At 64.7% G+C, this 12455-nt stretch carries 8 protein-coding genes; 7 read left to right on the plus strand and 1 reads right to left on the minus strand.

What is annotated here, in order from left to right; all coding sequences use genetic code 11:
• Nucleotides 1-7 precede the first annotated feature (7 nt).
• The 7 genes from tssG to ACR9ZN_RS16265 are packed head-to-tail and all read left to right on the plus strand — an operon-like array spanning nucleotide 8 to nucleotide 10908.
• Nucleotides 8-1018, plus strand: coding sequence for a type VI secretion system baseplate subunit TssG (gene tssG, locus ACR9ZN_RS16235; protein ID WP_481272671.1), 1011 nt, complete (start codon nucleotides 8-10; stop codon nucleotides 1016-1018).
• Nucleotides 1019-1028: 10 nt separating this feature from the next.
• Nucleotides 1029-2279 (plus strand): FHA domain-containing protein, encoded by a 1251-nt coding sequence (locus ACR9ZN_RS16240; protein WP_454815050.1) that lies wholly within the window; start codon nucleotides 1029-1031, stop codon nucleotides 2277-2279.
• Nucleotides 2276-3616 (plus strand): type VI secretion system baseplate subunit TssK, encoded by a 1341-nt coding sequence (gene tssK, locus ACR9ZN_RS16245; protein ID WP_454815052.1) that lies wholly within the window; start codon nucleotides 2276-2278, stop codon nucleotides 3614-3616. Before ACR9ZN_RS16240 ends, tssK begins: the two co-directional genes overlap by 4 nt.
• 13 nt (nucleotides 3617-3629) lie before the next feature.
• Nucleotides 3630-5132, plus strand: a complete 1503-nt coding sequence (gene icmH / locus ACR9ZN_RS16250; RefSeq protein WP_434957438.1) for a type IVB secretion system protein IcmH/DotU — start codon at nucleotides 3630-3632, stop codon at nucleotides 5130-5132.
• On the plus strand, nucleotides 5129-8602 hold the full coding sequence (gene tssM / locus ACR9ZN_RS16255; protein ID WP_481272672.1) for a type VI secretion system membrane subunit TssM: 3474 nt from the start codon (nucleotides 5129-5131) through the stop codon (nucleotides 8600-8602). Before icmH ends, tssM begins: the two co-directional genes overlap by 4 nt.
• Nucleotides 8603-8611: 9 nt before the next feature.
• Complete coding sequence (tagF, locus tag ACR9ZN_RS16260) at nucleotides 8612-9985, plus strand: type VI secretion system-associated protein TagF (RefSeq protein ID WP_481272673.1); 1374 nt, start codon at nucleotides 8612-8614, stop codon at nucleotides 9983-9985.
• Nucleotides 9982-10908: a protein kinase domain-containing protein gene (locus ACR9ZN_RS16265; RefSeq protein ID WP_481272674.1), complete on the plus strand. Its 927-nt coding sequence runs from the start codon at nucleotides 9982-9984 to the stop codon at nucleotides 10906-10908. Before tagF ends, ACR9ZN_RS16265 begins: the two co-directional genes overlap by 4 nt.
• Before the next feature lie 24 nt (nucleotides 10909-10932).
• Here the strand turns inward: ACR9ZN_RS16265 and ACR9ZN_RS16270 are convergent, their stop codons facing one another.
• Entirely contained in the window at nucleotides 10933-12168 is a 1236-nt protein-coding gene (locus tag ACR9ZN_RS16270) for a polysaccharide biosynthesis/export family protein (RefSeq protein WP_481272675.1), read from the minus strand.
• Nucleotides 12169-12455 lie beyond the last annotated feature (287 nt).

Below are 12455 nucleotides of genomic sequence, written 5' to 3' on the forward strand. Positions count from 1 at the left end.
GCGCACCATGCTTCCCGACCGTAGCTCAGATGATCTTGCCGATCTGCTCGAACGCGACCCCGGCCGCTTCGAGCCGACCACGGCTTTTCGCGTCGCCCAGGCGGCGCAAGAGCAGGCGGCGGACGGGCAGCTTGCTATCACCGCGCATGCGGGCGTCTCACCAGCTGCCCTCCCGGTATCGGAGTTTCGCCGAAAGGAAGGCCAGGCCACCTTGCGTAGCGCCCTGGCCGGGCTTGCCGGGCCGCTGGGCTCGCTGCCGCCGACCTATAATGAACTCATCATGCGCGAGGAGCGTAACAAATCCTCCTCCCTCGCGGCCTTCCTGCAGCTGTTCGGCGCCCGCATGGACGAGTTGTTCGTCGATGCCAGCGAGAAATATCGGCTTGCCCGGCTGTTGCGCTGGGGCAGCCGCGAGGGCCGCAACGGCTTCATCAGGGCGTTGCTGTCCCTCACCGGCTTCGGCACCGCCAGGTTGCGGGAGCGCAGCAACGTCGAGGACGATGTGCTGCTGCGGTTCAGCGGCTTCTTTGCGGCACGCACCCGCAATGTCAGCAATCTCAGGGCCATGCTGCGCGAGGTCAGCGGCCTGCCGGTTGAGATCGAGCTCTTCCAGGGCCGTTGGCTTGGTGTGCCCGAGCCTGAACAAAGCCAGATGACACGCGAGGCCACGGTGCGGCTCGGCGTCGATGCCATGGCGGGTTCGGCTATCCGGGATCTTTCCAGCACCTTCCGTGTGGTGATCGGCCCACTCGACTATCGGGACTATCTCTCGCTGGCGCCCGGCAGCCGCAATATCGGCGAGCTCTTCGCGCTCACGCGCCTGTTCATCGGCTGCGGGCTCGATTTCGACATCCAGGTCGTTCTCAAGAAGGAGCATGTTCCCTTCTGCCAGCTCGGCCAGGCGGGCGATCCGCCACGCCTGGGCTGGAACAGCTGGGCGCGGAGCGCGCCGGCAGCTCGGGACAGCGACGACGCCGTCATCACCGAGCGTCAAGCAACGCTGCAACCGGTCTCGTAAGGAGATGGCCATGCGGTTGGAACTCAAGCAGGTCGAAGAGAGCGGAACCAGGGCAGGCGGCCAACGCTGGATTCTGGAGCGGGGGCGCCGAACACTGGGCCGCTCGGTCGATTGCGACTGGCAGGTGCCTGACGCCGGCCGCACCCTTTCCAAACATCATTGCACCATTCTGCGTGATCGTGACGGCTATCTGCTGCGCGATGAAAGCGCCAACGGCACCCGTGTGGACGGCATCCTGGTCCTGGAGGGCGAGACCGCCCGCCTCAGGCATCAGTCGCGCCTTGAACTGGGCGGCCAGGCGTTCTCGGTATCCGTCATCGGCGAGGCCGACCGCGACATCGTCGACCCCGCAGCGGGCCTCGTGGTCAGCGAGGAGAATCTGACGATCACCGCCATCCTTGCCGATATCGCACCGGGCGGGCAGACCGCGACCGGGGTCATGGGCGGACGCGTTTCGGACGACTGGCCCTTGCCGCAGGCGAATGCTTCCCGTCCTGCCGGGCGCAAGGCTGAAGCGGCGCCCTCCTCGCGCCATGTCGAGATCGGCTGGAATGGCCCGCCGGATCCCAAGGCGATCAAGCCGGTGTTGCCCAACGACTGGAACGAGGACTTCGACTACGGCAATCGCCTCGAACATGGCCGGGCCACCTTCGTTTCCGTGCCCATGACGCGCGACCGCGGCAAGAGCGACTCCGAAGCAGCACCGGCAAACGACGATACGACCCAGGCAATTCCCTCTTCGGACCGGGACGAAGATCCCGCCGAATTCCTTGCCGACCTGACACCTGTCTTTGCTTGGCAGCCACGCTGCGAAGGCCTGCTGGCGCAGTGCGAGGAAACCCTCGAAAAGGCTTTCGCCACATTCGAGATCGGCACCGAATCGCTGGCGGAAACTCCGGATCTCTTCGGTCTCGATCGGGAAGAGGCCATGCTGGCGCGGCTCGAGACCTTGCTCACGCGACAGCAGGCACTCGCGGAGGCTCTCGGCACCCTGGTGCGCGAGGTCAGCCCGCAATTGGAGCCGCGCATCATCGAGGCAAGCACCGATGCCCGGACGATCGGCCTGCCCTGGCGCCGCAACGGGGCCTATTGGCAGACCTATCGACGGCAGTTCAACGCCGACGGCCGGGATCTTTCAGTCCGAGACCTGTTCCGCAGGGCAATGCTGAGTTCGCTTGGCCAAGTTAGGAACGAACCGGCTGGTGGCCAGACGCCCCGGACGGCGGACGGCACGACAAGCAAGGACGACGAAGTCGCATGAGAAACGAGAACAGGGTTGCGTGGAGCGAAGGCATGTTCCTTCGCGTGCAGCATTTCCAGCAGGCCGATCGCTGGACCGAGCGGCTGGTTCGTGCGACCACGCGTGAGCTTGCCGCCTATCCCTGGGGCATCGCCGAGATTGGCATCGACCGCGGCGCCCTGGCGATCGGGCAGTTCGCCCTGGCCAATCTGCGCGGCACCCTGCCGGACGGCACGCCTTTCGAGGCTCCCTTCGACACCGATCTGCCGCCGCCGCTGGAGCTCGACGAAGCCACCAAGAACGCCATCATCTATCTGGCGCTGCCGGCCCGGCGGCCCGGGCGCGCCGACATCGCCATCAATGGGGGCGCTTCCTCGCCCGGCGTCAGGGTGGTCGCCTCGCATTACGAAGCGCCCGACGCCAATGTCGAGACCGACTTCATGGCACCCATCGATGTCGGCCGGCTGAGCCTGCGCTATCTCAAGAGCGGCGATGACCTCGCCGGCTATGAGCTGATCGGCATCGCCCGCGTCATCGAGGTGCGCTCGGACAAGGCCGTGCTGCTCGATCCCGATTATATCGCGCCCAGCCTGAACTGCGCTGCCGAGGCGCGGCTCGGCGAACTCATGACCGAACTCCTCGGCATCGTGCGCCATCGCGCGACGGCCATCGCCGAGCGCATCGGCGACCCCACCATCCGCGGCACGGCCGAGGTCGGCGATTACTTCCTGCTCCATATCCTCAATCGGGCCGATCCCTTGCTCAGCCACATCGCGGCCAACGCGACGCGGATACACCCGATGACCTTCTATGAGCATTGCATCCAGCTCGCCGGGGAACTTGCCACCTTCACCATGGATTCCAAGCGCGCCAGCGAGTTTCCGCCCTATCGGCACGAAGATCTCAAGGCAACCTTCGCCGCGGTGTTCGACGATCTCAGGACCTCGCTCTCGGCCGTGCTCGAGCAGGCCGCCGTTGCCATTGAGCTCGCCGAACGCCGGCATGGCGTGCGGGTCGGCACCATCAACGATCGCACTTTGCTCAAGGATGCCGGCTTCGTGCTGGCTGTCAGGGCCGAGATGCCGGCCGAGGACGTGCGCCGCCGCCTGCCCGCCCAGATCAAGGTCGGGCCGGTGGAGCGCATCGCCGAACTGGTCAATGTCGCCTTGCCTGGTATTCCCGTCCGGCCCCTGCCGGTGCTGCCGCGCCAACTGCCCTACCGCTCGGGCACGATCTATTTCGAACTCGATACCAAGAACCCGCTGTGGAAACAGCTCGATACCTCGGGCGCCATCGCCCTCCATCTCGCCGGCGACTTTCCGAGCCTGGAGATGGAACTGTGGGCCCTGAGGGAGTGAAGGACGCCAGCCGATGAACAAGGCAACGACAGCCCCCTGGCAGTCCCTGCCGACGGTGGTTGAGCTCACCGAAGACGGCGCCAAGAAACAGCAGACGGCACGCAAGATGGCCGAGATGCTGGATGACGCTCCACAGGATGGCTCGGCTCCGGCCGAGCCGCTGCGGTCGGGTGGCTGGTCGACTGATACGCTGGTGCGCAATTTCCGTTTCGGCGGCGAAGAAGTGCCGACCATCGTAGCCTCGGCCGCTCCCCTGCTCAACCTCGCCCATGCCTTGCGCCACACCGCGGACCAGCCCGACATCGAGCAGCTTCGCCGCACCACTACGGAAGCAATCAACCGATACGAGCACGATCTCGCCGGTGCCCGCGTCAGCCCGGAGCGGGCGCGCGCCGCCCATTATGTCGTGTGCGCCACTGTCGACGACGTGGTGCTGAGCAAGCCCTGGGGCGTGCGCGCCGGCTGGGCCCGCTCGGGCCTCGTCTCGACCTATCACATGGATGTCACCGGCGGCGACAAGGTCTTCGACCTGCTCGACCATTTCCACCAGAGCCCGGGCGCCAACAAGGACCTGCTGCTGCTGATCTATCTGTGCCTGTCGCTCGCCTTCGAAGGCCGCACCCGCGTCTCCCCGCGCGGCGCCCTCGAGCTCAGCCGCATCCGCGACAGCCTCTACAAGACGCTGCTCGGCCAATATGGCGCATTCGAGCGTGAATTGTCCCCACACTGGCGCGGCGTTGCCGCCAGGCACAAGCCGTTGCGCACCGCCGCGGCGCTATGGACGCTGCTCAGCATCCTCGCCCTCCTGTTCGGGCTCGGCTACCTCTTCTTTTCGCTGTCGCTCGACCGGGCCTCCGACGGCACCTTCGCGCGCCTCGGTGATCTGCCGCCCAATGAAGCGCCCAGCATCTACATCGAGCCGCCGCCCAAGGCGAAGGAGCCACCACCGGTTCAGGTCCAGGCCAAGGCAGAGGTTCCCCCGGAGCCTGCGGGCGTGACCCGCCTGCGCGGCTTCATGAACTTCCTGCAGCCGGAGGTCGACAAGAAGCTCGTGAGCTTGTGGAACGACAATGGCCATGTGCTGGTCCGCATCAACAATGCCGGCCTGTTCGATACGGGCAAGGCGGATGTCAAACCCGGTTTTCAGGACCTGATCGACAAGATCGGCACCGCCCTGGCAACAGCCCAATTCAAGGCGAAGGTGATCGGCTATACCGACAACAGGCCGTTCAACGGCAACCGGCGCGCCCGCACCAATCAGCAATTGTCGGAGGAGCGGGCCGATGCCGTCGGCAACATCCTGAAGACCTATGCTCGCGATGGCGTCACGACCGAAGGGCGGGGCGAGGCCGACCCGATCGCTTCCAACGATACCGAACCCGGACGCGCGCAGAACCGCCGCACGGAGATCCTGGTGATCGGCCGGCCTGAGGACGGCTATACCGGCTCGCCTCTCGTGATGAGCCTGCCGGTTGTCGATCGCAACGTCACAGGGCCGGGAAGCGTCGCACCATGAACCCGCTCAGCTATTATTATACGATCCGGTCCTATGTCGAAGCCTACGGGACCCTGCTCGGCCAGCGCTTCCTGCCCATCGTCTGGATAGCGGCACTCTGCCTCATCATCTGGTTCTACGGCCACCTCATCGGCTATGGCGAATTCTATCCGCTGGCCAGCACCACCAATCGGCTGATCGCCATCAGCGTCATACTGATCGCCGGCCTCACCTATATCGGCGTCAGCATCTACAAGGCGCGCAAGCGCGACAAGGCGCTGGTCGCCGATCTCGAAAAGAGCGCGGAGGCCGAGGCGGCCGCCAGCCAGCAGGCCGAGGTCAGCGAAATTCGCGACCGGCTGAAGCAGGCCCTGGCACTGCTGCGCCGTATCACCAAGAAGCGCTTCGGCTATGTCTATGAACTGCCCTGGTATGTGATCTTCGGGGCGCCGGGATCGGGCAAGACCACGGCCCTCACCCATTCAGGCCTGAAATTCCCGCTCGGCGATGCGCTCGGCGCCAATTCCGTGCAGGGCATCGGCGGCACGCGCAGCTGCAATTGGTGGTTCACCGATGAAGCCATCCTGATCGATACCGCTGGCCGCTACACCACCCAGGACGACCTCAACGGCAGTTCCAAGGCCGGCTGGGAAGGCTTCCTGACGCTCCTGAAGAAATACCGTCGCTCGCAGCCGGTGAATGGCGCGCTGGTCACGCTGTCGATCGCCGACATCCTGAACCGCGAACCCACGGCGCGGCTGGAAGAGGTGCGCGCCGTCCGCCAGCGCCTGTCGGAGCTCGACGAGTATCTGCAGGCCCGCGTGCCCGTCTATCTCGTGCTGACGAAATCGGATCTGCTCACCGGCTTCGTGGAATTCTTCGACGGCTTTAATGCCAGCGATCGCGAGCAGGTCTGGGGCACTACCTTCGGTCTCGACGAAAGCTACCAGGCAGACAACCTGCCCGAGCGTTTCCTGGAGGAATTCAGCCTGCTTCAGCAGCGCGTCGACGCCTTGCTGCTCGAGCGCCTGCAACAGGAACCCGACAGCGAGGTGCGCGGACGCATCTTTCGTTTCCCCGCCGAACTCGCCGCCCTCAAGGAACGCCTGCACGAGGTGCTCGTCGAACTGTGCGCCGGGTCGAAACTGGTGGAATCTCCGCTGCTGCGCGGCATCTATTTCGCCTCCGGTACCCAGGCGGAGGTGCCGGGTGCGGCCGGTGCGCCACGCATGCGCCGAAGCTATTTCCTGCCGCGCCTGTTCAAGGAGGTCATCTTCGGGGAAGCTGCCCTTGTCGCACGCGACAAGCGCCTGACCCGCCGCCAGTTGATGCTGCGCCGCGTTGTCTATGGCGCATCGGCGGTGGTGCTCGGTGTGGTCTTCTCAAGCTGGATCGCGACCTATTATCAGAATTCCCGCGCCTTGGCGCAGGCTGACGAACGCATCAATTCTTATGAGAGGCTGGTGCAAGGCATCCCGGTGCGGGATGTCGCCGACACTGATTTCCTGCGGATCCTGCCCGCGCTGAACGATCTCAGGGGCGTGAGCGACGGCTTCTCGAACACCGAAATTTGGCAAGTTGGCTTCGGCCTGGACCAGCGGGACAAGATCGCGGGCCGGCAGCGCGAGGCCTATCAGCGCGCCCTCAATTCGCTGCTGCTGCCCCGCCTGATGGTACAGTTGCAAAAGCAATTGGCCGACACCTCAAATGTCCGCCAGACCTTCGATGCCCTCAAGCTCTACGGCATGCTCGGCGGGCTGGGCCAGGTCGACGCCAAATTCGCCGCGCAGGAAGCCGAGCAGATCTTCTACAGCCTTTATCCCGGAGAGGGACGGGTAGCCGCTCGCAACGAGCTTCTCCAGCATGTCGAGCAGTTGATGGCAAGGAGGCTGCCGCCGATCGATATCGACCAGACTCTGGTCGCCAAGGCCCGGCAGGCGATCCGCGGGCAGAGCCTGGCAGCGCGAGCCTATGACATCCTGGAGGAGAACCGGCAGGTCCGCGCTTTGGCGCCCTGGATTCCCGCCGACGCACTTGGTCCGCTGGGTGAACGGGTGTTCCAGCGCAAATCCAAGGCCTCGCTGCGCGAAGGCATTCCCGGCCTGTTCACCGGCGAAGGCTATCGCTCCGTCGTCTTGCCCGAAGCCGCCGATGCTGCCCGCCAGGCGCTGGACGAGCATTGGGTGCGCGGCGAACCCGCGAGTGCCGGCATGACGGTGGAGAGCCTGTCCCTGGCCGCATTGCAGCTTTATTTCGATCAGTATGAGAAACGCTGGGCCAGCCTGCTGGCCGATCTCGGCGTAAAGCCTTTCCAGTCGCTCGCCGATGCTGCCGATACGCTTCGGGTTCTCTCCAGCGAGCCCGGTCCGATCGAGACCCTGGCACGTTCCATTGCTAACGCAGCCGACCTCAGGCCCCCGGCGAACGCCTCCGTCGCCACGGCTCAGCAGAGCAACCAAAGCACCGCGTTGAACAGCAGTGCGATCAGTGTCCCCGATCCCTATGGCCGTCTGCGGGAGGCCCTGGAGACGCCCAAACAGAGCGATGGCAACAGTTCGGAAAAGCCGCGCTCGCAGATCTCAGGCCTCAAGCCCCTGCTCAGCGCCATGTATACCCAGCTCTCGCGCGCCGCTAGTTCGACGGCGCCGGTCAGCAAGATCTTCGACGTCGACAGCCAGCTCACCGCAGCTATCCAGTCGCTGCAGGAAGAGAGCCGGCGCCTGCCGCCACCGCTCGATACCCTGATGGCCGGTGTCGCCGGCGATGTCGGTGCACTGTCGTCCCGGACCGCCCGCAATCAGGCCTCCGACAAATGGGCGGCCGATGGTGCCGGGCTTTGCTCCACCATCATGGTGGGGCGCTATCCCTTCGACCGGAACGCCCGGCAAGACATGGCGCTGACCGATTTTTCCCGCCTGTTCGGCCCCAAGGGACGCTTCCATACCTTCTTCAAGGAAGAGCTCGAGCCCTTCGTCGACACCACGGCCAATCCCTGGCGCTGGAAGGGCGCCACCGGCAGCGAGGGCATCGCGAGCGAGGCGCTTGTCCAGTTCGAGAATGCCGACAAGATCCGCAAGGCTTTCTTCCCCAATGACGCCGAGATGCCCTCCGTCCGGATCACCGTAACCGGTCTCGCCGTAAACGAGGCGACGAATTCGGCTGTCTTCACTTTCGCTCCGGGCGAGGCGATCCGCGCGGTGAAGGGCATCGAGCAGGCGAAGATCTTCGAATGGCCGACCAAGGACAGCTCGGCCAGTGCCTGGGTGATGCTGACCCCCGGCGACTTTAGTCGGAAATCCGAGGCGACCGGTGAATGGGCCCTCTTCCGGCTGCTCGACAAGGCCGGCATCACCGAGGAAGGCACCGATCTCTTCCGTGCCCGCTTCACTCAGGATAGCAGGAGCGGCGAATTCCGGGTGCAATTCGGCGGTACGCTCAATCCCTATCGCCTCAAGGCGATAGCGGATTTCAAGTGCCCGTCGCAGTTCTAAGGCGGATCGATGGCTCAGCGCGGCGCCCCTCATGCGGCTCCTTCCGAGCAGGACGGTATCGGCTTTTTCGGCAAGGTGCCGAGCCATGGCGATTTCGTCTCGACCGGTCTCGGCCGCCAGGCCGAGACCGAACTCGTCAACTGGCTGCAATCAGGCCTGCAGGAAAGCGAACAGACGCTCGGCGCACAATGGCAGGACCTGTTCCACGCTACACCGCCTTGGCGCTTCGTGATCGAGCGTTCTCTCTGGGGGCGGGCCACCATGGTCGGCATCCTGCTGCCGAGCAAGGACAGGGTTGGCCGCAGCTTCCCACTGGTGATCGCAGCCAGGGTCAGCAACTATGACGGGCCGGCCCGCCTGTTCTGTTTCGACGAGAGCTGGTTCACGGCCGCCGAAGCGATTGCCGAGACTTCCACGCTGCGCAACTTCGACATCGCCGCCTTTCTGGCCGGGCTGAAGCGGCTGCGCCTTCCACGGGCCAAATCCGCGCCTCCACCGCCGCCCGGAGCCGTGGACGGCCGTGTATCGCTGTGGTGGACCATAGAGAGCGAGACGGGCCGAGCCAGCGGCTTCAAGACCCAAGGGGCACCACGCGCCGGCGATTTCGTGCGCCTCCTGAGAGGCGGCAACCCCATCGTGAAGCCACCTTCACAGCTTAATTCTCCCCCTGTCCCGACCAAAGCACCTCCCCCATCCACCCCAACGCCGGCTCCCTTGCTTGCCATAGAGCGCGGCTATGCCACCCATGCCGGCACGCGCCTGTCTGTTAATGCCGACGCGTTGCTGGTCTCCGACAATCCTCGCCTTTTCGCGGTTGCCGATGGCGTCGGCGACGGCAATGGCGCGGCGGAAGCAGCAAAGATCGTCACCAACACGCTGGCCGATGTCTCAGCGGCTGATAGGCTCGAAACCCTGGTGCAGGATGTGAAGGGCAAGCTCGGGCGCGCGCACAGCCTAGTGCAGTCGATTCGCTTTCCCGGCGCCGTGGAACCCCCAAGCGCCAGCGTCGTTACCCTCGCCATGCAGGGCAGGGATTTCGCCGTGATCTGGGCGGGCAATGCGCGCTGCTATCTGATGCGCGAGGGCATGATGCGTTGCCTGACGCGCGACCATGTCGAGATCGGCCTGCGTTTCGCGCTTTCGCGTAGCATCGGGGCGCCTCGGCAATTGGTACCGGAGATCGTGCATGACCCGATACAGCCGGGCGATCGCTTTCTGCTCTGCAGTGCCGCACTGGCCCGGGTTCTCGATGAGCGCACCATTGCCACCCTCATCGCCGAGCAGCCGGCGAAGGAAGCCGCCGCCGCCCTGATCCAGGATGCCCTGATTGCCAATGTGCGGGACAATGTCAGCGCCGTCGTCGTGACCGTCCAAACGGCATGAGCGGGGAAGCGCCACCGCAAGATCTGGAGGCGATCGCCACCCGTTTTGCCGCGTTGTGGCAGGCGCTCAGCCAGGCTGACGGCGAACTGCGCCCGCCTGCCGAAACCCGGCTGCTGGCCGATCGCGTGCGCGATGCACTCGACCGGCGCGTCGGCCGGCTGGAAGCGGTGGAGACTTCCTTCATCGCCAACAGCTTTGCCCTGGAAGCAATGGTCCATGACGGCGCTCTCACGCAGATTCACCAGCTTCGCCATCGCGACCTCGGCACCCTCCACGCCCTCAAGGCGCTGCGGCCGGATCAGGCCGACAATGTCGTCGCCCGCGACCTCCTGCTGCGCGAGGCCGGTTTTGGCGCCAGGCTGCGCCACCGCCATGTCGCCGCGGCTACCGCTGCCCTGCGGCTTGCCGACGGCAGGCCGGCCCTATTGATGGACTGGCTGCCCTCCAGCCTTTCCGATCGGATGCGGAAGGCCCCGTTTCGTCGCGACGAAGTCGCCACCATCGCCGCCGCCCTGCTGTCGGGGCTGGAAGCGGTGCACGCCGCAGGTTTGGTGCATGCCGATCTCGCACCGGACAATCTGCTCTATGACGGCGAGGATCTCGCCACGCTGCGCATCGCCGATTTCGGCATCGCTCTGGAAACCGGGCAGCGCCACGCCGATGTCGACCTGGCAAGGGCCGGCCGCGAAAGCTTCAGTGCCCCCGAGCAGCAGGCCGGCAAGCCTCTCGATGGCCGGGCGGACCTATATGCCTGCGGACGGATCCTGCAGATGCTGCTGGAACGATGCGCCGATGGCCAGGGTGCCCAAGACCCCTTGAGAGAAGACCCCTTGCAAGAACTCGCCGGGAAACTCGCCCATCCTGATCCGGAGGTGCGGCTGTCATCGGCAGGCGTCGCCTTGGCGATGCTGCGGGGCGACTGAAAGGCTTCTTCAAGCCCTCCTGCCTTATTGAGACGGCAGGTTCAGCGAGACACCCGGCGCCGGAGGCGGGCTGGAGGGTATTCCTCCCGAGGGTTGCGGCGCCGCCGCCGTCGGCACGCTCTTCTGGAACACGGTGAAGAGCTTGGCGAAATCGACCATGCCGGCATTGCTGGCGAACAGCATGTCCCCGCTTTCCATCTGGACTTGCTGCATCATCAGGAGGCTGGAGGCGTCCCGCATGTTGATGCGGAAGATCACGGCACGCGGCGGCGGTGGCGAGGCCATGGCTTGCGGGCAATTGGTCCGCGGCGGCATGGTGCCGTTGCCATAGGGCGATGGCCGCACCAGCACGCAATCCTTGGTCGTCCAGTAATAGGCGCGCTTACGGAACAGATAGACGTAGCGGGAATCGGCCCGGTCATCGAGCAGACCGCCGCTACGTGCGATGGCCTGCGCCAAGGTGAGCTGACCGGGTTCGAAATTGAACTCGCCGGCGCTCTTGAACGCCCCCATCGCGGTGAAGCTCGGCGTATCGCCACCCAGGATGACCTGATCGCCCGGCTGCAGATAGATGTTCTGCTTGGGATCGGCCATCACCTGGTCGAGGCTCTGATCGGCGCGCTGATTGCCGCGAATCACCGTCACCGTCGTTGCGTTGGCGGGCCCGGTGGCACCACCGGCCCTCGCCACCACGTCGAGGACGCGCTCCTTGCCCGAAGCCATCGCCATGCGGCCGGCTCCACGCACCGCGCCGGAAATGGCAACCGCGCTATTGGGCCGGTCGACGATGGTCACGACCGCCTGGGGATTGACGGAAGAACCCTTCAGGCTGCCGACGATACGCTTCTGCACCGACTCCGGCGAAGAACCCGCTACCCGTTGCTTGCCGACGAAAGGAATGTCGACCGAGCCATTGTCGTCGACCGTGAAGCGGCCGAGATCCAGCGTCTTGCTGTTCGTCGGCGAGAACAGGCCGTCCTCGCCGGTATCCAGCACGGTGATCTGCAGGACGTCGCCGCGGCTGATCTGCGTGCCGGTATATCCAGCGGAACGCAGTTTCGAAAGACCAGGCGTGCCGGCGAAGGGCGAGGCGCCCGGAGCCAGGGCCGTCTGCGCAGCGTAGGTGATATCGATGACCGGAACGCGCTCATTCGTATAAGGCTGGCGCGCATTGAGAAAACTGCCGGCACTCGGGCCGTCGGACGGGCTGGAGCAGCTACCCAGCAGGACAAAAAGGCCTACGGCCAGCAGCTTCTGCATTCCCAATCCTCATAACGAATCGTTAATCGCACAGATAACCAAATGCCACATTAAAGACAATATCGCTACGCCGGAGATGGAATAACGACGAAGCTTAAACAAGCGGCAATCTATTGCACGCCGGCGCATTGTCATAAAATTGTTACACTGTATTCAGTTACCCACGTAACAGTTGCGTAGCGTTGAGGCATCCGCACAGTCATACTTGGCAAGGCAGAGACGCTGCACCTCTCAAGGACGGTATCATCATGACTTTAAACAGGGAAGAAACCAAAATACTGCTTCAC

The organism is Labrys sp. HAY1-8F (assembly GCF_056754975.1).

Excerpts from the sequence above, each read along its gene's own strand:
- tssM (WP_481272672.1), top strand. The coding sequence starts at position 5,129 with ATGAACCCGCTCAGCTATTATTATACGATCCGGTCCTATGTCGAAGCC.
- tssG (WP_481272671.1), top strand. The coding sequence starts at position 8 with ATGCTTCCCGACCGTAGCTCAGATGATCTTGCCGATCTGCTCGAACGC.
- tagF (WP_481272673.1), top strand. The coding sequence starts at position 8,612 with ATGGCTCAGCGCGGCGCCCCTCATGCGGCTCCTTCCGAGCAGGACGGT.
- ACR9ZN_RS16240 (WP_454815050.1), top strand. The coding sequence starts at position 1,029 with ATGCGGTTGGAACTCAAGCAGGTCGAAGAGAGCGGAACCAGGGCAGGC.
- tssK (WP_454815052.1), top strand. The coding sequence starts at position 2,276 with ATGAGAAACGAGAACAGGGTTGCGTGGAGCGAAGGCATGTTCCTTCGC.
- icmH (WP_434957438.1), top strand. The coding sequence starts at position 3,630 with ATGAACAAGGCAACGACAGCCCCCTGGCAGTCCCTGCCGACGGTGGTT.
- ACR9ZN_RS16270 (WP_481272675.1), bottom strand. The coding sequence starts at position 12,168 with ATGCAGAAGCTGCTGGCCGTAGGCCTTTTTGTCCTGCTGGGTAGCTGC.
- ACR9ZN_RS16265 (WP_481272674.1), top strand. The coding sequence starts at position 9,982 with ATGAGCGGGGAAGCGCCACCGCAAGATCTGGAGGCGATCGCCACCCGT.